The following is a 22,028-nucleotide window of genomic DNA, read 5'->3' as shown; positions in this document are numbered from 1 at the left end:
AAAGGGATGATCATGTCCACTGCCCCAGCGCTGAGTGAGTTCGGCCACCAACTCGAAGACGCGGCAAGTCTTGGTCGTGCGGTCGACGAACTGCTCGCCACGCTAACCGAGGTGCCGACTCTGCTCGCCCTCGGCGAGCCGACCCACGGAGTCAAGGTATTTCCGTTGCTGCGCAACGAACTTCTCGGCCAACTGGTCGAACGAGGATATCGGTCGATCGTGCTCGAAACAGATGTCTGTGCGGCTTTGCTCGTGAACGACTACGTGAACGGGGGAGAGGCGGACATCGAGAAGGTGCTCGCCACAGGCTTCAGCCACGGATTCGGTGCGGTACCGGGCAACCGCGAACTCGTCGAATGGCTACGCGAGTACAACCACGGCCGCGCTCCGGCCGACCGAGTTCGCTTCTACGGCTTCGACGCTCCGGTGGAGTATTCCGGTGCACCGAGCCCACGTGGCGCGCTGTCTGCAGCAGGTGACTTCCTGCCCGCTGCGATGCGGCCGCACTCGTTCGACGGCATCGACCTTCTGCTCGGGCAGGACACCGACTGGACCAACCCGGCGGCGATGTTCGAACCGGCTGCGTCCGTCGGCAACTCCGATCAGGCTCGTGCCCTGCGCATCATTGCGGACGACCTCGCCAGCGTCCTGCGGCGCGCCGCACCTGTGCTGCGGCCCGCCGACCCGGCCGGGTACGACCTGGCCCTTGCACATTCACGCACCGCTCTGGGGCTCTTGCGCTATCACTCCGCGATGGCGAGTTCCGCTCCTGATCGCATCGGCACTCTGCTCAGTCTGCGTGCCGAGATGATGGCCGAGAACCTGTTGGCGGTCGTCGCCCAGGAGCAGCGACGCGGGCCGATCCTGCTCTTCGCACACAATGCCCATCTCCTGCGAGTGCCGTCCGACATGCCCGTCAACGGCGACGTGGTCAGCTGGGGGAGCGCCGGCTCACTTGTCGGACTTGTCCTCGGGGAGCGCTACGTATTCGTGGCAACCGACGCCAACCCCGACAGTGATCCGGGCACTCTGCAGGGAGCGTTGGCCGATGCGACCAGTCGGCGTGCCCTGTTTCCGGCGCCCGCACTTCGCGCAGCACTTGACCCGTCCGTCACCGCGGGAGAGGCGATCCTGCCCGGCCACCTGCCGCTGAAACCTTCGGAGTTGGACGGCGCCGACGCGGTCATCTTCGTCGCGGATACCGACGGGCAGCGTCATCAGTACTGGTAACAGCGTCAGGGGCAGAGCGCGTGAGAGAGTATCGCGACGGTGTCCGGCTGGTCCTTCGGCGTCGACGTCAGCGTCACAGTGAACGCACGATCCGGCGTCGCGCCGGACAGTGTGTAGTACCCGTAGATCCCGCCACTGTGGCCGGTATAGGTGACGCCGCAGGGAAGTTCGGTGGCGCCGACGCCCATCCCGTACCCGAGTCCCTCGGCTTCGGTGGCGGCGACCTGAGGGGTGGTCATCTCGGCAAGCTGCTCGGCCGGCACCACCTGCCCGTCGAGTAGTGCACGCCAGAAGGTGTTCAGGTCTGTGCCCGTCGAGACCATCGCTCCGGCAGACCAGGGGATCGACGGTTCCGTGCGGGAAACGTCGGTCAGGCCACCGTCGAGATCCTGATAGCCCGTCAGGTGATCGCCCCTGATGTCGAGCTCACCGGCCGGCGGGAGGTACGTGTCTTCCAAGTCCAGCGGATCGAGTATCCGAGACCGGAGTTCATCGGCGTAGCTGCGGCCGCTCACGGATTCGACGAGCATTCCGAGAACGATGTAGTTGGTGTTGGTGTAGACGAACGACGTTCCGGGGACGAATTGCGCCGGTTTGCCGAGGGCGATGGCGACCGCGGCGGACGGCGTCAGCGTTCGGTTCTCGTTTGCTGCAATCCATTCGTCGGCGCCGGGTTCTCCGGCGAACTCGGGAAGGCCGCTGCGATGTTGCAGCAGTTGCCGCACGGTGATCGCGCTACCGTCGATGCCACTGCCGTCCATGTCACTGCTGTGCAGTAGGCCCGGGAGATACTGCTCGATCGGTGCGTCGAGGTCGACCTTGCCCTCGGCGACCAACTGCAGAACGAGCGAAGCTGTGAATGTCTTTGTCACACTTCCGATCCGGACGCGATCATTCTTGCCGATCGAATCGCCGTTGGTCCGGTTGGGCACGCCGCTGGTCATGACAGCCGTCGTGGTGCCGTCGTCGAGTGTTGCGATCGACCCGACGACACCCGACCTGGTGAGTCCGTCGAGATCCGATTGAATCTCCACTGCGTGCTGGAGCGTCGAGCAACCGACGAGTGCCGTGGTGGCTCCGATGATGACCGCGGCGACGAGCAGGTATGGGCGCATGAGTCGAATCTATGGACCTAGTCGTGCCGCGGGATCCAGGAAATCCCCCATCATTCCCTGATCTTCTGCCCGCCCGGGACGTAAGGCCCGTTTGTTCAAAACCGACAAATCGGATCAATCATTCCTGTCCGAACACCACGTCCACGCCGTTAACATCCGAACGAAGTGTTTGTTTTCACGTGTCTTACCAGTTCACGGCTATCGAGGTGCGCTGCCGCGCGCCGAAACGACTCCCACGAAGGACGGATGCATGAAGAAGTCGACACTCCGAACGGGAACGGTCGCGGCTTTGCTGACCGGAAGTGTCCTGTTGCTCTCCGCTGCCCCTGCCTCAGCCGACCCGGGAAGCCTCGGTAGCGGTGGCAGTAGCGGGAGTTCCGGAAGCTTGGGAAGCACGGGCAGCATCAGCAGCGGATCAGCCGCCCTTCCGATTCCGAGTCCGGCAGGGCTGATCGCGTTGGCAGCGGCGAGCACTCAGACCGGAAAGCCCTACCAGTGGGGCGGCGTCGGGCCGAACTCGTGGGACTGCTCCGGGCTGGTGCAATGGGCGTTTCGGCAGGCCGGCGTGAATCTGCCACGGACCAGCCAACAGCAGGCCAACGTCGGACAGCCGGTTCCCCGGTGGGCCCTCGCCCCCGGCGACGTCATCACCTTCTACCCCGGTGCGACGCACGTCGGCATCTACGCTGGGTTCGGAATGGTGTTCAACGCCTACGGAGTTGGTGTTCCGACCGGACTGACGCCGCTGGCGGATCTGCCGATCAACAACATCCGCAGGTTCTAGAACCTGCACAGAACCTTCACAAGTCCTCCCAGGTTCATCCACGAGGGCCGAATACAGTCAGTTCCATGAGTCAGCGAAGAGTGCTCGTGGTCGACGACGAGGTCAGCATCTGCGAGTCCATCGCGGCGAGGCTGCGTGCCGAGGGCTACGACGTCGAGCTGGCGTTCGACGGTCCCAGCGCGGTGGCCCGCTGCGAGCAGATGGACGCAGACCTGGTGGTACTCGACGTGATGATGCCGGGATTCGACGGACTCGAAGTCTGCCGCCGCATCCAGGCCGTGCGCCCGGTGCCTGTGCTGATGCTGACCGCTCGCGCCGATGAAACGGACATGCTGATCGGTCTCGGCGTCGGGGCCGACGACTATCTGAGCAAGCCGTTCAGCATGCGTGTGCTCGTCGCCCGGGTGCAGGCTCTGCTTCGGCGTGCGGATCGCGCGGAGCACGCTGCTCGCCCGGTGGCCGACCTCCTCGAGTTCGGTGACGTCGTGATCGACCTGACCGAACGTCGAGTGCGCCGTGATGCGCAAGAAGTTCACCTGACTCGCACCGAATTCGATCTCATCGCCTATCTGGCGGAGCGGCCGCGAGCCGCGATCCCGCGGGAGTCGCTGCTCGAGGAGATCTGGGGCTGGGGTGAGGGAGCGGGCAGTCGGACCGTCGACAGCCACGTCAAGGCACTGCGACGCAAGCTCGGACCTTCCGTGATCCGGACCGTTCACGGCGTCGGGTACGCCTGGGACGTGCCGCGATGAGCGGCGTCGACCGACTCTTTGCACGGTGGCCGCGGCCGCTGGACCCGATGCGGTCCTTCAAGGTGAAGGTCGGCCTCCTGGTTGTCGCAGCACTGGTGTTCGCCGCGGGTGGTTTCTGGCTGACGTCGCAACAACCGTTTCGTTTTGCTCTACTGACGGCGTTGGTTGTCGCTCTCGGCGTTACGCAGGTGCTCGCACACGGGATGACGTCACCGCTTCGCGAGATGACGGCCGCGGCGAAGGCGATGGCGCGCGGCGACTATTCGCGGCGAGTACGAGCGACTTCCAGAGACGAAGTAGGCGAACTCGCCCATGCGTTCAATCGGATGGCCGAGGACCTCGGGGCCGACGACCGGTACCGCCGCGAGTTGATCGGCAACGTTTCCCACGAACTGCGCACGCCCATCACCGCTTTGCAAGCCATGCTCGAGAACGTCGTCGACGGTGTCGAAGAACCGGATCCGGCGATGATGAAATCGGCGCTGCGGCAGACGGAACGACTGGGCGCGCTGGTAGCCGACCTTCTCGATCTCTCGAAACTCGAGGGTGGCGCAATGCCGTTGAAACGCCGCCGTTTCGAGGTCGAGCCGTTCCTACGCGAGCTGTCGAGTGTGAGTGCGGGCGACATCGAGATAGACGTCAAGCCTCCACAATTGTCCGTGGTCGCCGATCCGGATCGCCTCCACCAGGTGGTGACCAACCTGGTGGACAATGCGGTTCAGCACGGGAACGTCGACACCAAAGTTGTCATCCGAGTACGTACCGGCAGCGCGGGGGAGTTGGTGCTCGACGTCCACGACGACGGCCCCGGCATCGAACCACAGGCCCGTGAGCGAGTGTTCGACCGCTTCATCCGCGGCGGCTCGACCGACGGAGGCACCGGACTCGGCCTCGCGATCGCGAAGTGGGCGGTCGAATTACATGACGGCAGGATTGCCGTCGTCGATGCCCCGTCGGGTTGTTGCATTCGAGTAGTGCTGCCGCAGAACTGAATCAAAGTCCCTGACGAGATCGAGAGATCTCGCGATGGCGCATGTCTTCATCGGCATTCGTCTGTACTTCCGACCCTGAAAAATTGAACCAGACACATAGGAGATCACATGAGCGCTCCGATAGTAATTCCACCGAAACCGCCGATGCCGGCCGTAAAACCCAAGCGTTCCAGCCGGTTCTGGCGTCCCGATCGCACTTCGATGGCCACCCGCTCGATGCTCCTCGGCGCGGCCGCAGTAGGGGTGCTTGCGGCCCTGATCCTCGACCCAGGGTTCGCGAGTATCGCGTACGTGATCGTGGGTGCCGGTGTGGTGATCGTCTTCGGGATTCTGACGCCGCCGCGGATGACCGTGACGCAGTGGGTCGCCGCCATCGGGATGCTCGCACTGCTGGGTGTTGCCGCCGTTCGCGGTGCGGAGTGGTTGGTGTTCCTCTGCGTCGTAGCTGCGTGGGTTCTGTTCACGTGGACTCTGATCGGCGGGCGGACGTGGACCGGAATACTTCTGGGAACGGTCGCTCCCTGGCGGGCACCGCACCGGACGGTCAACTTCGTTCGTCGTCGAAAACTTGCTACCCGCTCTGCTCCGCGGGTGCCGGCGGCGCGAGTTGTCGTCGTAAGCGCAGTATCGATTCTTCTCCTGCTGATTTTCGGATCTTTGTTCGTGAGTGCGGATCCGGAGTTCGCGAAGATCTTCGACGGCTTCGCTCCGGCCATCTCGGTGTCGAACCCGGGAGCACGGATCTTTGCCGGCGTCGTGATGGCGTTCGGCACGCTGGTTGCGGTGTACCTGCGCCGCAGAACGCCGACGGTGGACGCGTTTGCACCTGCGCAGGCGACGCCGTTGCCGATGTGGGAGTGGGCGGTCCCGCTCGGAGTACTCAACGTGCTGTTCCTCGGTTTTGTTGCAGTACAGACGAAGACGCTGTTCGGGGGAGACGAGCACGTACAGGTGACCGATGGACTGACCTATGCGGACTATGCGCGTGAGGGTTTCTGGCAGCTCATGGCGGTTACCGTGCTGACGCTGCTCGTCATCGCCGTCGCAGTGCGGTACATCGACCGCCGCGACGCTGGATCGAGGCGTCTTGCCCGCGGACTGCTGGGTGCCCTGTGTGTTTTCAGCCTGGTGATCGTGGCGTCCGCTGTGCACCGGATGTGGTTGTACGAGAATCAGTACGGTTTCACGGTGCTCCGGGTCAGCGTCTTCGCGACAGAGCTGCTTCTTGGCTTCGTGTTCGTGTTGTTGCTCGTCGCAGGTATTCGGATGTCCGGGAAGTGGCTGCCCACAGCTGTTCTCGCCACTTCGGCCGTCGCGCTGCTGGCCTTCGCGGTGTTCAACCCCGACGCGTACATCGCGCAAAAGAACATGGAACGGTTCGAGGGCGGCAAGAGCATCGACGTTTCCTACTTACGCGGGCTCTCCGTCGACGCGGTACCTGCCTTGGATCGTCTACCGGAACCGCAGCGTTCATGTGCCTTGAGCAGATATCGATTCGGAGTGCCGGGCACCACTGCACCCTGGGAGTTCAACGTAGCGCGTGAGAAGGCCCGCGACATCCTGGAAGCTCGCCCGGTGGGGCCGTGCCTGCAGATGTACACGGTCGGATAGACGCAGGGCGATTGTGCAGCCGCGCGGCAGATGGCCTGCGCGGCTGCATAATCGGCGAGCGCCGCCTGGTCGATCAGTGCACGGCGAGTGAGATTTTCTCCCGTTCCTCTGCGGACACCACGTCTCGGGTGGATCGTAAGTCGACGGTCACGCTGTGGAGTTTGCCGCCGTAGCGGAACGTGCCCTTCTCCGCGAACTCTTCCGCGACCGGGCTTCCCCGGTTGATGCCGACGTCGAGCTGTTCGTTCATGCTGAAGATCGCCCGAGTGGTCTTCTCGATCCGGCCTTCGGAGACCACCTCGCCGTCGACAATCAGGGTGGCGGTTCCGCCCTTGCCGATTCCGCCGCCGTCGTACTCGAAGTGGACGGACACCTCGCGCGTATCGGGTGCCAGCGGGTTGCGCCCACGCACGAAGGTCCGACCACCGCCGCTGAAGTTGTAGCAGTAGACGGGGACGGAATCGAGTATGTACAAAGCGAATCCGCCGAACCGGCCACCGAGGCTGACCAGCATGCCGTCGGCGACGCTACCCAGACTCGCGGTCAGCGTGTACGAGCGGTTGAAGAACGTCGGCGCGGCTTTCTCGACCAGACCGTTCATGTGTGGGTACAGAGTGAGGGTCTTGCGGCCCATCATCGGATGCGGGGGTCGTGATTCCGCGGTGGCGTGGCGACCGACCGTTCTGTCGTCCAGCGGCAGCACTTGATATTTGGCCGCCTCGACGAGGAACTTTTCCTTGAGCCGGGCCAGGATCTCGGGATGCTCGTCTGCGAGATCGCGGGCCTGCGACCAGTCGACCGAGGTGTCGTACAGCTCCCAACGGTCCTCGCTCATCGGTGTGAGCTCGAGGCCGTGAGTGGCCATCAGCCAGGGTGCGCGGTGGGCCGTGACTGCGGTCCAACCGTAATCGTAGACTCCGCGGTTGCCGAAGATCTCGAAATACTGTGTGGTGTGGCGCTCTTCGGCGTCGGGCTCGGCGAAGGTGTAGTTCATCGCCACGCCTTCCATCGGTTTCTGGGTCACCCCGTCGACGCTGGACGGTGCCGGAATACCGGCAGCTTCCAGGATCGTCGGCGTGATGTCGACGCAGTGATGCCATTGCTCCCTGATGCCTGGCTTGTCGATCCCCTTGGGCCAGTGGGCGATCAGGCCGTTCCGGGTACCGCCGTAATGGGACGCAACCTGCTTGGCCCACTGGTACGGGGTGTCGAGAGCCAGAGCCCAAGACGCCGGATAGTGCGGGTAGCTGGTTTCGGTCCCCAATTCGTCGTAGCGCGCCAGTACGTCGGATGTCGCACTCTTGTAACCGTTGAGGCCGGCGAGGTAGTTGAACGAGCCCTCCATTCCGCCTTCCGCGGAAGCGCCGTTGTCACCCATCATGTAGAGCACCAGAGTGTTGTCGAGTACACCCATGTCCTGCAACCGGTCGACGAGCCTGCCTACCTCGTCGTCGGTGTGCTCGAGAAATGCCGCGTACAACTCCATCAGACGGGCCGAGACCTTCTTCTGGTCGTCGTCGAGTTCGTCCCAGTGTGGGAGCCCCGGAGCCCACGGGGCCAATTCGGTGTCAGGAGCGACGACGCCCAGTTCCTTCTGCTTTTGGAGGGTGATCTGGCGTTGGCGATCCCACCCGTGATCGAATTCGCCGACGTACTTGTCCAGGTAGCGGTCCGGGACCTGGAGTGGAGCGTGGCACGCGCCGAAGGGGAGGTAGCAGAACCACGGCTTGTCGGGGTCCATCGTGTTGACGCCCTCGACCCATTCGATCGCGTGGTCGACGAGATCTTCGGACAGGTGGTAACCCTCCTGTGGTGTCTTGGGTAAGTCGACCATCGTGAAGTCCTCGTAGAGAACCGGGGTGAACTGGTCGGACTCGGCACCGAGGAAACCGTAGAACTTGTCGAAACCCTCACGGACTGGCCAACGGTCGAACGGCCCGGCAGCGGTGGTCTCCCACGTCGGGGTCTGGTGCATCTTGCCGAAAGCACCTGTCGCATAGCCGTTTCCCTGTAGGACGCGTGCGACCGTGGCGGCAGAGGCGGGGCGGGTCCCGTTGTATCCCGGTGCCGCGTTGGCCATTTCGGAGATGACACCCATACCGACACTGTGGTGGTTGCGCCCGGTCAGTGTGGCGGCACGCGTCGGCGAGCACAGAGCCGTGGTGTGGAATCGGCTGTATTTCACGCCGGTTTCGGCCAAACGCTCGGCGGTGGGGGTGCGGCACGGGCCACCGAACGCGGAGGGTGCGCCGAATCCGACGTCGTCGATCATGATCAGCAGCACGTTCGGGGCCCCGGCCGGCGGGCGAAGCGGTTCCGGGCGGGTGTACGGGGGATTCTGATCGGGGTAGTACACGGCGGCCGCGACGTTCGGCGTCTCGGGAATGATCGGAATGGAATGGCGATTCACCAGCAGGCTCCTTGGCGTGTGCAAAACCGGGTGGCTTAAGCAGTCGTCTTAATCTGGAGTGTATCGATCGGAATTCAGTTGGCGGCGTATGTCTCGTTGACTGGGACAACTACCCCCGTGAGTGGGTAAGGAGTCCCTGCACTCCCTAACCGCGCACAGGGGATGGGACTTGCGGAATTAAGACAGTGACTTATATGGTCGGTGTATGCCCGCCTCGTTGGATGCCAAGAACGCCATGATCGCCGTCGCCGAGCGGATGTTCGCCGAGCAAGGTATTCACGAAGTGTCCATGCGGGACGTGGCGACTGCGGCCGGGCAGCGCAACAACTCTGCAGTTCAGTATCACTTCGGTGGGCGAGACGGTCTGGTGCTGGCCGTATTCCGGCATCGGATGGATCAGATCAACGCAGCGCGACTGACGTATCTCGACGACATCGACGCCAGTGGGCGGACCGACTTGGTCCGTGCTTTGGTCGAAGCCTTTCTGTACCCGCTGGCAGATTTTCTGGCGACGGTCGACGGTTCCAACTATGCGAGGTTCATTGCCCGAATCTCACCGTCGGTGGATACGCAGAGTGCTGAGTTCCGCGAGGTCAGCGAGGGGATCAACGAAGTTGTCGTCAGGTTGACGCGGGCGTTGCCGCATCTATCTCGCCGCGTCGCGGTCGAACGGATCGATCTGACGTTCAACATGAGCGTCTCCGCTCTGGCAATCTTCGAGCAGCGCCGCGAAGACGAAAACCCGGTTGTGCAGGCAGATTTCGATACGACAGTGGATCATCTGGTCGATCTCGCGGTAGGAGCACTGACCGCGCCCCAAAGCGCACACAAACGTACACGAGCAAAGCGGGTGCACGCGTCGACTGACGTGTGACCCCGCGACACGACACGACAGGACGGAGTCATTCGATGGCTACCCTTACATCCTCACGAACAGTCCAAATCGGCAATCACACAATCGAATTCGGACCACGCGGAATGAGGCGAAACCCGGAAGGCGTTGAATCGAGGCCGTACGAGCGGTTCACTCTGACACCCGTCACACCGTTCATCGGTGCCGAGATCAGCGACATCGACCTGCATGATCCGTCGGAGGAGCAGATCGAGGACGTGCGTCGGGCCCTCCTCGAATGGAAGGTCGTGTTCTTTCGGGACCAGCCGATTTCGAGCGTGAATCATCGTGACTTCGCGGCCCATTGGGGTGAACTCGAGGTTCATCCACTTCTCCCGCAGGGAGAGGTCCCGGCAGTCGTCAGATTCGAACGCGGAGAGGACAGTCCAGGAACGGAGAACATCTGGCACGTCGACGTCACCTGGACGAAGACGCCGCCGCTCGGTTCAGTACTTCGGGCGATCGACGTACCGCCTGCCGGTGGTGACACGCTCTGGGCCGATATGGGTAACGCCTTCGACTGCCTCCCCGACGAGATCAAGGACTTGATCGACGGCAAGGACGCCATCCACGATTTTGTACCGTCCTTCGGACGCGGCATGAGCCCGGAGAAGTTGGAGCAGATGAAGGAGCAGTACCCGCCGGTTCTGCATCCGATGGTGCGTAAGCATCCGGAGACCGGGCGTAAAACTCTGTTCGTCAACAGCCTATTCACCACCCACATTCCGGATATGGATCCTGTCGAAGGCAACGATCTGCTCAACCTATTGTTCGCGCAGGTCAAGGTCCCGGACTTTCAGTGCCGCTTCAAGTGGGCGCCGAATTCCATTGCCTTCTGGGACAACCGGGCCACCCAGCACTACGCTGCGAGCGACTACTTCCCGCATCGCCGCGTCATGGAGCGGGTGGCCATCCTGGGGGACGTGCCCTTCTGATCTACTCCTGCGGAATGCGGATGATGCACCGGAAGCCGACGTGGCAGGTCGAGGACTCCTCGGATTCGCCCTGCCGCGCGGCGGGGCGGTATCGCAAGCAGTAGTTCGGTGCACACAGATGTGAGCCGCCTTTGATCACCCGTCGTGCGTAGGGTTCGCCCACCAACGCCTCCGTGGCGAACTCCGCTCGGGGATTACGAGGAATGCAGCACGACGAGGCCGGCGCGACGTTCTTGGAACTGTGGGCGTGGTCCGATGTGTAGTGATCGGCCGTCCATTCCCACACGTTCCCGGCCATGTCGAACAGTCCGTAGCCGTTGGGCCGGAACTTTCCGACCGGAGCGGTGCGCTCGTAACCGTCCTCGAGCAGATTCTCCCAGGGGAACTGGCCCTGCCACACGTTGCCACCGGGCCGCCCGCCCGGAGAGTCGTGATCGCCCCACACGTACGCCTGGCGATCGAGTCCACCGCGGGCGGCAAACTCCCACTCGGCCTCGGTCGGGAGTTCCTTGCCGGCCCACGCGGCATAGGCCTGGGCGTCGAAGTACGACACGTGGGTGACGGGGTGCCGTTCACGTCCCCCGATGTTGCTGTCGGCGCCCTCGGGATGGCGCCAATCGGCGCCGGGAGTGAACGACCACCACTGGGTGTAGTCGTCAAGTGAAACCGGGCCGGGTGGCGAAGTGAAGACCAACGATCCCGGGACGAGGAGGGCTGGATCGGCGTCGGGATAGTCGGCGGCGTCTGGGGCGATTTCAGCAGTGGTGACGTGGCCGGTTGCCTTCACGAAGCGTCGGAACTCGGCGACTGTCACCGCCGTCGTGTCCATCCAGAATCCGTCGACGGTGACCTGGTGAACTGGGCGTTCTTCCGGATAGAAGTCTTCGGAGCCCATCCAGTACGTCCCACCCGGGATCAAAGACATGTTCTTCGGTGGAGTTGCCGTGGAGTGAGGCGTCGTCATGAATTCAAGAATGGCACGTTGGTCGCGCCGATGTGGGGAGAGTCCCACCTGGTGCCCTCGGCAGGATTCGAACCTGCGACCCTTCCTTTAGGAGAGGAATGCTCTATCCCCTGAGCTACGAGGGCGGGGAGCGTACCGACAAGCACTGAAAACCCTGTGCTGCCGGGGTTTTCGCTTCCCGATACTGCTGTTGCATCCGCTCGACCTGTCGGCACGAAGCCTCGGGCGTCACAGCTGCGCTAGTCAGTGTAGCGGCCCGCCGACGAGGTCGCGAAGTCGACGGTATCGCCGGGTGCAAGCAGGAGCCGTACCGATCGCACTGATCGCAATGGTGTTCACCGCGGAGCAGGCACGGCATCGTGCGGGAATGACCCGCAGAATCCGCTTCAACGCCTTTGCCATGAACTGCGTCGCCCACCAATCGCCAGGTCTGTGGCGCCACCCGGAGGACCAGTCGTCCAGGTACACGGATCTGACGTACTGGACGGAGTTGGCGAAGCTCCTCGAGCGTGGACGATTCGACGGGCTGTTCCTGGCTGACGTGTTGGGAACGTACGACGTGTACGGCGGCAATCACGACGCAGCGCTGCGGCAGGGCGCGCAGGTACCGGTCTCGGACCCGCTACTGCTGGCGTCGGCGATGGCTGCCGTGACCGAGCACTTGGGCTTCGGGATCACCGCAGGTACAGCTTTCGAGCATCCCTACCCGTTCGCTCGGCGCTTGAGCACCCTCGACCACCTGACGAACGGGCGAATCGGGTGGAACGTGGTCACCGGATACCTCCCCTCGGCCGCGCGGAACATGGGCGAGGACGACCAACTCCAGCACGACGATCGCTACGACCACGCGGACGAGTACCTCGAAGTTCTCTACAAGTTGTGGGAAACGTCGTGGGAAGACGACGCGGTGGTGCGTGACAGAACCACCGGGGTCTACACGGACCCCGCCAAGGTTCATCCGATCGAGCACGAAGGCAAGCACTTCACGGTTCCGGGCATCCACATCTCCGAACCTTCTCCGCAGCGGACGCCGGTCATCTTCCAGGCCGGCGCGTCGCCTCGTGGGGTGCGGTTCGCCGCTGCGAATGCCGAGGCGATCTTTGTGGGTGCACCGACAAAGGCGATTCTCAAAGACACCGTTGCCCGAATCCGAAACGAACTGACGAAGGTCGGGCGAGATCCGTACTCGGCCCGCATCTACACACTGTTGACGATCATCACCGACCGAACCCCCGAGTTGGCCCAGGCGAAGCTCGAGGACTACCGCAGCTACGCGAGTAGTGAAGGCGCGCTCGTTTTCACCTCGGGGTGGATGGGAATCGACCTCTCCGGATACCGAGCGGACGAGCCGATCGGGAACGTCGAGAGCAATGCCATTCAATCCGCGGTCGCATCGTTTCGTCAGGCCGACGAGAAGGGCGGCGAATGGACGGTGGGGGACATCGCGGAGTGGGCGGGCATCGGCGGGCTCGGCCCGATCGTTGTCGGTTCCGGCGCGGAGGTCGCCGACGAGTTGCAGGAGTGGGTGTCCGAGACCGACGTCGACGGTTTCAATCTCGCGTACGCGGTGACTCCCGGAACCTTCGAAGACATTGTGGAGCATGTGATTCCGGAGCTGATCAAACGAGGTGCCTACCAGGACGACTACGATGAGGGAACGCTGCGCAACAAACTGTTCGGGCGAGGGGACAGGCTGCCGCTCGAACACCGAGGCCGGAGCTTCGACCGGATCCGCACTGCCGGCTGAGCGGGGACCTCAGGACCAACCGGACCCGGGTACGTGAACCGAGGTGGTGAGGTCGACGGCCTCGATGTCCGAAGACCTCAACTCTTCACCGCACACACTGCAACCCAAGCGTGCTTCGAACCGTTTACCGCAGGCCTTGTGATGGAGAACGATGTCCGGGCCGTCCGCGGATCTGAACCAACGCTGACCCCAGGAGATCATGCACATCACCACGGGGAAATACGCCGTGCCCTTGGCGGTGAGTCGATACTCCGACCACTGTGGGCGATCCGGAAGCGGACGCGTTTCCATCACACCGATCTCGGTGAGGTGCTTCAAGCGATCCGCGACTATCGCCGGTGGTGCACCGGTGATCTCGGCGAACTCTCCGTAACGGCGAGCGCCTCGGAAAGCTGCACCGATGATCGCCGCTGACCAGCGATTGCCGACAAGTTCCATCGTGTGAGCCAGAATCTCCGGACGGCGTTCGGACTTGGTGGAGCGTCGCCGCGATGTTGCTTCCGGGACACTGCGTGAGAAGTCCCCACTCGGACCCATTTGGGAGTCCAGGGATCGTACGTCCACGTCCTCGCCGCACTCCTTGCAGCGCAGGATCGGGGTGAAGTCGTTTCCGCAGGTGCTGTGCCGCAGTGGTGGAAGCGGCTGGGTTTCATTGGGCGCCCACTGCTTCTCCCACGACCACATGGTGATGAGGACGGGCCAGATCGACTGCCCTTTGCGGGTGACCGAGTATTCGTGCCTGGGCGGGTTCTGCTGATACTCACGACGCTCGAGCATTCCGCCGGCCGTCAGGACCGCCAACCGTGAGGACAATACGGAGTTGGAGATTCCCCCGAGGGCGAGCCAGTCGTTGTATCGCCGCGACCCCAACAGGGCGAATCGCAGAATCCAGAGGTTCCACTCGTCCCCCAACAACCCGAGCGTGACGGCCAGTGCGTTCGGACCGCCGGCAGGCAACTCGGTGACGCCCGCCGACGCGGTGGGTGTCGAAGATCCGGCTGCATTCACTCGTACCACCCCGAAATCATAGGCCGCGAACCCTGCGGCACCGCGAGACCGTACCGAATGGTCTGCAGAAAGAGTCGGGAATCACTCGGTGCGGGCAATGAGTAACGCTTCCTGAGTGATCTGGCAGATCTGGAGTCCGGACTGATCGAAGACCGCGGCATTCACTACTGCTCTGCCGGTGTGAGCTGTGGGGGTCGAGTGCTCGAAGAGCAGCCACTCGTCCGCCCGCACAGGGCGTTGAAACCACATCGTGTGATCGAGGGACACACCAGTCCAGTCCGTGTCGAGCGAGTGCTCCTGCCCGATGTCGTAGCCGTGCGGAGTCAGTGCGGTTGCCATCAGCATCAGATCACTGGCATAAGCGAGAGCAGCCACGTGAATCAGTGGATCGTCGCTCAGCCGCTGAGCCGAACGCATCCAGATGTTGCGCGGAGGCGCCGCCGAATGCGCGGTGGGGGAGTGCGAATCAAGGGGGGAAACACGAATCTCGATGGCGGAGAACTCCTCCCACACCTCACCCAACCCGCCGTCTGCCTCGGCCAACTCTTGCAACGTCACGCACTCAGTGGGCGGGAGTGCGGTAGGTACTGCGCGACTGTGAGTGATGCCCTCGTCGATCGAGGAGGCAGAGACCGTCGAACGGCAGACGAGTCGTCCGTCCTGGTGGACGTCGACGCCTCTGGTGGACAGGCGTTTTCCGTCCCGAAGGCGATCTACCGAGAACTCGGTCGCGCGATTCGTCGACCCCGGGCGAAGGAAGTGGGTGTGGACGGAACTGATCGCTTTGCCGTCGGTAACCGCGTGCCCGGCTGCGAGAATCGACTGGGCTACCAGTTGGCCGCCGAACAGCTGAGGCAGCCGAACACCGTCGTTCGACCCTTGCCACCGGTCCGGGCCGGTCGATTCCAGATCGAAGACGTCGGCGAGACCACTCGTGGGGGCGCTCACGACGTGTGGTTTCGTGCCGGACGGGGTGGACGAGGTAAGAATCCGCTGGTCCGGGCGACGTAGTCGTCGTAGGCCTGCCCCTTGCTCTTGCGCATGCCGCGTTCGAGAAGGGCCTTACCGCTGTAGCTCACCAGCAGTTTGATCATGACGATCGGAGAGACGATCGTGATCAGCGCCAATGGATCACCAAGCGCGAGGATGAACAGTCCGACCCAGACGCATGCATCACCGAAGTAGTTGGGATGGCGGGTCCAGGCCCAGAGCCCACGGTCCATCACCTTCCCGGCATTGGCCGGATCAGCTTTGAAGCGGGAAAGTTGGTAGTCTCCAACCGATTCGAAGACGAAGCCGACGGTCCAGACCGCGATGCCGATCGCGCCGAGGACTCCGAGGGCGCGAAACTCGTACATCGCGAACTGGACGGGCAGCGACACCACGAGAATGAGAACGCCCTGGAGGCCGTAGATTTTGCGAATCAGGAACGGAACCAGCGGTCCCTGTTGATGTTTGAGCAGGGCAGTGTAGCGCTTGTCCTGCCCGTGCCCACGGTTTCGGAAGCCGATGTAGAGGCCGAGTCGCATTCCCCACACCACGGTCAGAGCCAGCACGACGAGGCGACGCAGATCGTTGCCGTCCGACCCGATGGACGTCAGGTACGAGACGACGGCGACGACGGCAAAGCCAGGCCCCCAGCAGATGTCGATGATCGAGTGATTGTTCATCCGGATGGCGACGGCCATCACGACTGCGATGAAGACGAGGACGGCGAGTGCGCTCACACCGAAGTTCAGTGCAAGGTCGCCCAGTGGGATGTCGGTCATGCGCGCGCTTTCCGATTGTGGTGGTCGAGCAGTTCGGAAGCGAAGTCCGCGAAGGCTTCCTGTGCGCTCGGATAGGTGTGAGGAGCGCCGAGTCGGCTGGTCACGAGTAGCGCGTCGAGCGCTTTGGCATCGAGTTCTGTGGTGGTGGGCAAGAACTCGGTCGAGCCCTCGACGGCGTCGGCCGAACGCACCCCGTTACCTGCCGTGACGATCACCTGCCCGTTGGTCGTGGACTCGGGATCGACGAGGGCGGTGACCACCGGGGCTACCAGGTCGGCACCCATGATGTCGATGAATCGTGGATCCATTCCGGACTCGGTCATCTGCGTAGTGGCATAGGGCAGTACGACATTGGTGAAGACGTTGCGACTCGCACCTTCGCCGGCTGCGGTACGTCCCAATGCGATGACTGCTCCCTTGCTGGCGGCGTAGGCGGACACGGTGGGTTCTCCGTGCAGTCCTGCGGTCGAGGAAATCATCACGATGCGCCCGAATCCGGCTTCGCGCATCACTCGGGAGGCTTCGGCGGCGACCAGTGCGGTTCCGACGACGTTTGTCGTGATGACGGTGCTGAGGTTCTCGGCGGTGGTGCGATGAAGCATCTGCGGTGCGCTGACCGCGGCGCTGGTGATGCAGAAATCGAGTCGTCCGAACCGAGTGAGAGCGTCGTCCACCAACTTTCGGCCGACGTCGGGGTCGGTGACGTCGTCGTGGTTGGCGACGGCCTGTCCACCGGCTTCGAGGATTTCGTCGACAACCTGATCTGCGGGGCCTCGGCCGCTCGAATCGAGTGTGCGATTCCGATTGTTGACGATCACCGTGACCCCTCGGCTCGCGAGATGCAGTGCGACGGCACGGCCGAGGCCCTTACCCCCTCCCGTGACGACGGCAACGCGGCCGGAGAGTGAACTGACGGTCATGAGGCGATCCGTTCGACGAGCACCGCGACTCCGACACCGGCGGCGCCGCTGACCGCGGCCACACCGTAGCGACCGTCGCTCCGTACCAGTTCGTCGACACATGCGCCGACGAGAATTGCTCCGGTGGCGCCGAATGCATGGCCCATCGCCATCGTGCCTCCGTTGGGGTTCATGCGGTCCGGCCCGGCGTCCAGGTCGCGGCGGAACCGTAGGCATAGCGCGGAGAAGGCCTCTGCGAACTCGAACACGTCGATGTCCTGTGGACGAAGCCCGGCTCGCGCGATGACTGCCTCCACGGCGCTCTGACCCGCAGTGAGCATGAGGACCGGATTCACCGAAGTCGAGGCGGATCCGATGATCCGTGCGCGAGGGGTCAGGCCGGCTCTCGCCGCGGCTTTCTCGGATCCGAGGAGTAGGAGCGCTGCGCCGTCGGCCATGGCGGGAGAGGATCCGACGGTGTGCAGGTGTTCGATCTTTCCTACCTCGGGATAGGCAGCGAGCGCGAGTGCATCCTGACCGGCGGCGCCGAGCCCTTCGAAGGCGGCAGGCAGCGCTGCGAGTCCCTCTGCCGTCGTCTCTGCCCTGACCAGTTCGTCGTGCGCGATTCCGGCTTCACCATTTCTGCCGGGAACTGGCACAACGGACCGCTCGAATGCGCCGTTGCGCCAGGCCTCGGCAGCCTTGTGTTGGGTTTCGACGCCGTATGCATCCAACTCGTCGCGGGAGTACCCCTCGATCGTGGCATTCAAGTCGGCGGCAACACCCATATGGATGGAGCCGATCTGCGCGATGGTTGCCGGGTCGGTCCACAGCGGTCCGCGATCACTGAACATCGGAGTCCGGGAGACGCTTTCGACGCCACCGGCCACGACGAGGGACACGTCGTCGCCGCGAATGCGGGCCGCGCTCTGGCCGACTGCGTCGACGCCGGATGCGCAGAATCGATTGAGGGTTGCGCCGGGGACGGAGTCGCCCCAACCGGCAAGGAGTGCGGCAGTTCTCGCGATGTTCGCGCCCTGCTCGTCCACCTGCGATGCGCAACCGAGAACGACGTCGTCGATCTGTTCTGCGGCGAGGTTCGTTCTACCCTGCAGAGCCTTGGCCAGATGGACGACAAGGTCCACGGGGCTGTGTTCGTGGAGGGCGCCTCGCGCCGATGCTCGACCGCGCGGCGTGCGCACGTAGTCGAGGACAAAAGCATCAGTCATTTTCAACCCTTCAATTAGTAGAGTTACTCTGCTAGTTGTAGTACGGTTGCGGTGAAATTACAACCGCCGTTGCGCGGGTATCTCGGTGACGTCACCGAGGCCGGATCGGCAAGGGGAGAGGTCATGACTGTTTCGAACATTTGGATTCTCGGCGGGTACCAATCCGACTTCGCACGGAACTTCACCCGTGAGGAACTCGATTTCGCGAACCTTGCCGAAGAGGTGGTGAACCACACCCTGGACGCGGCGAAGGTTCCTGCCACCGACATCGAGGTGATCCACGTCGGTAATGCCTTCGGTCAATTGTTTGCCGGCCAAGGTCAGCTGGGCGCGATGCCCGCCACCGTGCATCCAGACCTGTGGGGTGTGCCCTCGTCTCGGCACGAGGCGGCGTGCGCATCGGGCAGTATCGCTGTACTTGCAGCGATGGCAGACCTGCGCGCCGGCAACTACGACGCGGCTCTGGTGATGGGTATCGAACTGGAGAAGACGGTTCCGGGTGATGACGCGGCCGGCCATCTGGGCGCTGCAGCCTGGGTCGGACACGAAGGTCAGGAAGCAAAATTCATGTGGCCGTACATGTTCGACCGTGTGTCGAAGGAGTACGGGCGGCGTTACGGGATCGACGAATCTCACCTTCGCACGATCTCGCAGATCAACTTCGCAAACGCGAAGAACAACCCCAACGCGCAGACACGCGGTTGGGCGGTACCCGATCTGCTCGGGAATGCAGGCGGCGACGACGCCACCAATCCTGTTGTGGAAGGCGGTGTTCGACGATTCGATTGCAGCCAGGTGACCGACGGTGGCGCCGGGGTGGTGCTGGTGACGGACAAGTACCTGCGTGAACACCCTGGTGCTGCGGCGACTCCGCTGGCCCACATCGCGGGCTGGGGTCATCGGACTGTTGGTTTAGGTCTCGAGCAGAAGCTGGCCCGCGACGCCGATAATCCCTACGTGATGCCACACGTTCGGGATGCGGTGATGGGTGCCTTCTCCCGGGCCGGAGTCGACCTGGCCGGGATAGACGGGATCGAAACACATGATTGTTTCACGGCGAGTGAGTATCTCGCGATCGACCACATCGGTCTGACCGCACCCGGCGAGTCGTGGAAAGCCATCGAGAGTGGTGACATCGCCATGGGCGGCAAGCTACCGATCAACCCCAGCGGCGGTCTGATCGGCGGTGGTCATCCGGTGGGTGCCAGTGGTGTCCGAATGCTTCTCGACGCGGCCCATCAGGTGACGGGAACGGCCGGCGGTTTCCAAGTCGAGGGTGCGAGCCGCTTTGCGACGCTCAACTTCGGTGGAAGTACGGCCACCACCGTCAGTTTTGTCGTCGACGCAGTTTCCTGAAAGTGCAGTCCAGCCTTTCCCCATCAGTCGAAAAGAGAATTCCATGGACGTCGAAATCGTAGGCAAGTTGTTGTCCACCCTTCCCGCCGATGACGATCACCCGTATCGCACCGGCCCGTGGCAACCCCAGACCACCGAGTTCAAAGCGGACAACCTCGAAGTCGTATTCGGTGAGGTTCCGAAAGACCTCGACGGTGTCTACCTGCGTAACACCGAGAATCCGCTCCATCCCTCGATGAAGGCGTATCACCCCTTCGACGGTGACGGCATGATTCACATCGTGGGCTTTCGCGACGGAGAGTCGTTCTACCGCAACCGATTCGTACGTACCGACGGCTTGGCGGCCGAGCAGGACGCCGGCGCTGCGTTGTGGGCCGGGCTTGCCGAGTCTCCCAAACTCAGTCGCCCCGAGGGCGGCAAGGGTGCGCGCACCCGGATGAAGGACGCGTCCAGCACCGACGTCGTCGTTCACAGGGGGACTGCTCTCACCAGCTTCTACCAGTGCGGAGATCTGTATCGTCTCGATCCGATGTCGGCGGAGACACTCGGCAAGGAAAGCTGGAACGGCAAGTTCCCCTTCGAATGGGGTGTGTCCGCGCATCCGAAGGTGGACGACAAGACCGGAGAAATGCTGTTCTTCAACTACAGCAAGGAAGCGCCGTACATGCACTACGGCGTCGTGGACTCGGCCAACGAGTTGGTCCACTACGTCGACGTCCCGCTTCCAGGTCCACGCTTGCCGCACGACATGGCCTTCACGGAGAACTACGCGATCCTCAACGACTGCCCCTTGTTCTGGGATCCGGTTCTGCTGGAGAAGGGCGCGCACGTCGCGAATTTCCATCCCGATATCCCGCTCCGTCTCGGAGTCATCCCACGCCGCGGAAACACCGCTGACATCAAGTGGTTCGAGGCCGATCCGACCTATGTCCTGCACTTCGTGAACGCCTACGAAGAGGGGGACGAGATTGTTCTGGACGGTTTCTACCAGGGTGATCCGGAACCGTCGGACAACGGTATGGGCAATCAGTGGGAGCGCGCCTTCCGTTTCCTCGCTCTCGATCGCATGCAGACCCGGCTTCACCGCTGGCGTTTGAACCTGGTCACCGGAGCCACGCGTGAAGAGCAACTCAGTGACTCGATCACTGAATTCGGCATGATGAACAGCAATTTCGCGGGTGAGAAGTACCGATACGCTTATGCGGCTTCGGGTAAGCCGTCGTGGTTCCTGTTCGACGGCTTGGTCAAACACGACCTGCTGACGGGCAACGAGGAACGATTCTCCTTCGGTGACGGCGTGTATGGAAGCGAGACCTCGATGGCACCACGCGTGGGCGGTACCGCTGAAGACGACGGCTATCTCATCACGTTGACCACCGACATGAACGAGGACGCGTCCTTCTGCTTGATCTTCGACGCTGCCCGCGTCGGAGACGGACCGTTGTGCAAACTTCGCCTTCCCGAACGGATTTCGAGTGGCACCCACTCGACGTGGGCGCCGGGTGCCGAGCTCCGACGCTGGCAGAGTACCGACACAGCCGCCGAAGCGGTCGGACTGTGACGGGCACGCACGACGCGGGCACGTGGGAGATCCTGCGGCAGGTGGTGATCGGTGCACGAGACCTGGACAAGACCGGTCAACAATTACGTGAAGCGTTGAATCTGGCGCCAGGATTCGCGGATCCACTGCTCGAAGGCATCGGTTTGGCCGACGAGACCTTGGCCGTCGGGCCGCAGGCATTTCTCGAGATCGTCGCGCCGCTCGACGAGACGGTCTCGCTGGCGAGATGGATCCGCAAGGGCGGAGGGGAGGGCGGCTATGCACTCTCGATCCAGGTTTCGAACATCGAGCCCTATCTGGAACGTGCAGCTGCGGCCGATGTTCGGACGGTGGCCGATCTCGAGGCCTACGGTCACCGGATCGTCCAACTTCATCCCGGTGATCTCGGACTGCTCGTGGAACTCGACGAGATTCCCGACGCCGACGAGTGGTTCTGGGATGAGACGGAGAAGGAAGTTTCCCTCGATCCCTGGGTCGACGACATCCTCGGCGTCGACGTGTCCTCGCCCGATCCGGCCAGGACGGCGACGCTGTGGGCCGAAGTGTTCGGAAAGGAACCGGTCTCGGCGCAACCACTCTCGATCAGGCTGGGATCACGCGTCGTGTCGTTCGTTCCGGGGGAGCGATCGATGCTCACTGCAATCGATCTGGCGGCGTCGAGCGGCGCGTCTGCCGTCGAGCCGGGGCTGATCGTCGGCGGCGTGGAGTTCCGGATTCACCCACGCTGAGCGTGCTTCACATCGAACGACAGAAATCGGGGCCGATCGCTCGAAG

The 22,028-nt window shown here is 63.1% G+C and carries 19 protein-coding genes and 1 tRNA gene; 11 read left to right on the top strand and 9 right to left on the bottom strand.

Annotated features, from left to right (window positions below; genetic code table 11):
* The first annotated feature begins 6 nt into the window (after positions 1 to 6).
* Positions 7 to 1,230, top strand: a complete 1,224-nt coding sequence (locus tag RhoBH5_RS07800) for an erythromycin esterase family protein (protein ID WP_270008127.1) — start codon at positions 7 to 9, stop codon at positions 1,228 to 1,230.
* A 5-nt stretch (positions 1,231 to 1,235) separates the two neighbouring features.
* Here the strand turns inward: RhoBH5_RS07800 and RhoBH5_RS07795 are convergent, their stop codons facing one another.
* Complete coding sequence (locus RhoBH5_RS07795; RefSeq protein WP_064443875.1) at positions 1,236 to 2,345, bottom strand: serine hydrolase domain-containing protein; 1,110 nt, start codon at positions 2,343 to 2,345, stop codon at positions 1,236 to 1,238.
* 250 nt (positions 2,346 to 2,595) lie between these two features.
* Between RhoBH5_RS07795 and RhoBH5_RS07790 the strand changes: the two genes are divergently transcribed.
* The 4 genes from RhoBH5_RS07790 to RhoBH5_RS07775 all read left to right on the top strand — a co-directional run bounded on the left by RhoBH5_RS07790 (position 2,596) and on the right by RhoBH5_RS07775 (position 6,484).
* Positions 2,596 to 3,129, top strand: a complete 534-nt coding sequence (locus RhoBH5_RS07790) for an NlpC/P60 family protein (protein ID WP_020970417.1) — start codon at positions 2,596 to 2,598, stop codon at positions 3,127 to 3,129.
* 65 nt (positions 3,130 to 3,194) lie between these two features.
* On the top strand, positions 3,195 to 3,881 hold the full coding sequence (locus RhoBH5_RS07785) for a response regulator transcription factor (protein ID WP_003940586.1): 687 nt from the start codon (positions 3,195 to 3,197) through the stop codon (positions 3,879 to 3,881).
* On the top strand, positions 3,878 to 4,873 hold the full coding sequence (locus tag RhoBH5_RS07780; RefSeq protein WP_050654680.1) for a HAMP domain-containing sensor histidine kinase: 996 nt from the start codon (positions 3,878 to 3,880) through the stop codon (positions 4,871 to 4,873). Before RhoBH5_RS07785 ends, RhoBH5_RS07780 begins: the two co-directional genes overlap by 4 nt.
* 108 nt (positions 4,874 to 4,981) lie before the next feature.
* Entirely contained in the window at positions 4,982 to 6,484 is a 1,503-nt protein-coding gene (locus tag RhoBH5_RS07775; protein ID WP_306671692.1) for a DUF4153 domain-containing protein, read from the top strand.
* Positions 6,485 to 6,557: 73 nt separating this feature from the next.
* On the opposite strand, the gene RhoBH5_RS07770 is transcribed toward RhoBH5_RS07775, so the two are convergent.
* The gene (locus RhoBH5_RS07770) at positions 6,558 to 8,894 is read right to left on the bottom strand and encodes an arylsulfatase (RefSeq protein ID WP_208690354.1); all 2,337 of its coding nucleotides are present in this window, start codon (positions 8,892 to 8,894) and stop codon (positions 6,558 to 6,560) included.
* Positions 8,895 to 9,099: 205 nt separating this feature from the next.
* Between RhoBH5_RS07770 and RhoBH5_RS07765 the strand changes: the two genes are divergently transcribed.
* The gene (locus tag RhoBH5_RS07765) at positions 9,100 to 9,768 is read left to right on the top strand and encodes a TetR family transcriptional regulator (protein WP_030534932.1); all 669 of its coding nucleotides are present in this window, start codon (positions 9,100 to 9,102) and stop codon (positions 9,766 to 9,768) included.
* A 35-nt stretch (positions 9,769 to 9,803) separates the two neighbouring features.
* Entirely contained in the window at positions 9,804 to 10,721 is a 918-nt protein-coding gene (locus RhoBH5_RS07760) for a TauD/TfdA dioxygenase family protein (RefSeq protein WP_030534931.1), read from the top strand.
* Between the two features lies 1 nt (position 10,722).
* Here the strand turns inward: RhoBH5_RS07760 and RhoBH5_RS07755 are convergent, their stop codons facing one another.
* Both RhoBH5_RS07755 and RhoBH5_RS07750 read right to left on the bottom strand, forming a co-directional pair.
* Positions 10,723 to 11,685: a formylglycine-generating enzyme family protein gene (locus RhoBH5_RS07755; RefSeq protein ID WP_214925576.1), complete on the bottom strand. Its 963-nt coding sequence runs from the start codon at positions 11,683 to 11,685 to the stop codon at positions 10,723 to 10,725.
* A 49-nt stretch (positions 11,686 to 11,734) separates the two neighbouring features.
* Positions 11,735 to 11,810, bottom strand: a tRNA-Arg gene (locus tag RhoBH5_RS07750).
* 242 nt (positions 11,811 to 12,052) lie between these two features.
* Here RhoBH5_RS07750 and RhoBH5_RS07745 point away from each other — a divergent pair.
* On the top strand, positions 12,053 to 13,432 hold the full coding sequence (locus RhoBH5_RS07745) for an LLM class flavin-dependent oxidoreductase (RefSeq protein WP_181991944.1): 1,380 nt from the start codon (positions 12,053 to 12,055) through the stop codon (positions 13,430 to 13,432).
* Between the two features lie 9 nt (positions 13,433 to 13,441).
* Here RhoBH5_RS07745 and RhoBH5_RS07740 read toward each other — a convergent pair whose 3' ends face one another.
* The 5 genes from RhoBH5_RS07740 to RhoBH5_RS07720 all read right to left on the bottom strand — a co-directional run bounded on the left by RhoBH5_RS07740 (position 13,442) and on the right by RhoBH5_RS07720 (position 18,337).
* Entirely contained in the window at positions 13,442 to 14,440 is a 999-nt protein-coding gene (locus tag RhoBH5_RS07740) for a winged helix-turn-helix transcriptional regulator (protein ID WP_003940366.1), read from the bottom strand.
* 81 nt (positions 14,441 to 14,521) lie between these two features.
* Positions 14,522 to 15,388, bottom strand: a complete 867-nt coding sequence (locus RhoBH5_RS07735) for an acyl-CoA thioesterase (protein WP_270008126.1) — start codon at positions 15,386 to 15,388, stop codon at positions 14,522 to 14,524.
* Positions 15,385 to 16,209, bottom strand: coding sequence for a DUF1295 domain-containing protein (locus RhoBH5_RS07730; RefSeq protein WP_270008125.1), 825 nt, complete (start codon positions 16,207 to 16,209; stop codon positions 15,385 to 15,387). The genes RhoBH5_RS07735 and RhoBH5_RS07730 overlap by 4 nt, the downstream gene beginning before the upstream one ends.
* Positions 16,206 to 17,129 (bottom strand): SDR family NAD(P)-dependent oxidoreductase, encoded by a 924-nt coding sequence (locus tag RhoBH5_RS07725; protein WP_270008124.1) that lies wholly within the window; start codon positions 17,127 to 17,129, stop codon positions 16,206 to 16,208. Before RhoBH5_RS07725 ends, RhoBH5_RS07730 begins: the two co-directional genes overlap by 4 nt.
* Positions 17,126 to 18,337 (bottom strand): acetyl-CoA C-acyltransferase, encoded by a 1,212-nt coding sequence (locus tag RhoBH5_RS07720; protein WP_270008123.1) that lies wholly within the window; start codon positions 18,335 to 18,337, stop codon positions 17,126 to 17,128. Before RhoBH5_RS07720 ends, RhoBH5_RS07725 begins: the two co-directional genes overlap by 4 nt.
* A gap of 123 nt (positions 18,338 to 18,460) precedes the next feature.
* Here RhoBH5_RS07720 and RhoBH5_RS07715 point away from each other — a divergent pair, with 123 nt between their 5' ends.
* Genes RhoBH5_RS07715 through RhoBH5_RS07705 form a run of 3 tightly spaced genes read left to right on the top strand, consistent with a single transcriptional unit; the run spans position 18,461 to position 21,982 of the window.
* Complete coding sequence (locus RhoBH5_RS07715; protein WP_073512708.1) at positions 18,461 to 19,693, top strand: acetyl-CoA acetyltransferase; 1,233 nt, start codon at positions 18,461 to 18,463, stop codon at positions 19,691 to 19,693.
* A 43-nt stretch (positions 19,694 to 19,736) separates the two neighbouring features.
* On the top strand, positions 19,737 to 21,254 hold the full coding sequence (locus RhoBH5_RS07710; RefSeq protein ID WP_054827292.1) for a carotenoid oxygenase family protein: 1,518 nt from the start codon (positions 19,737 to 19,739) through the stop codon (positions 21,252 to 21,254).
* Complete coding sequence (locus tag RhoBH5_RS07705; protein WP_054827291.1) at positions 21,251 to 21,982, top strand: hypothetical protein; 732 nt, start codon at positions 21,251 to 21,253, stop codon at positions 21,980 to 21,982. Before RhoBH5_RS07710 ends, RhoBH5_RS07705 begins: the two co-directional genes overlap by 4 nt.
* Positions 21,983 to 22,028: the final 46 nt, after the last annotated feature.

This window comes from Rhodococcus sp. BH5 (assembly GCF_027583855.1).
Classification (GTDB): domain Bacteria; phylum Actinomycetota; class Actinomycetes; order Mycobacteriales; family Mycobacteriaceae; genus Rhodococcus_F; species Rhodococcus_F qingshengii.
This window is presented reverse-complemented; position numbering and strand designations above follow the sequence as displayed.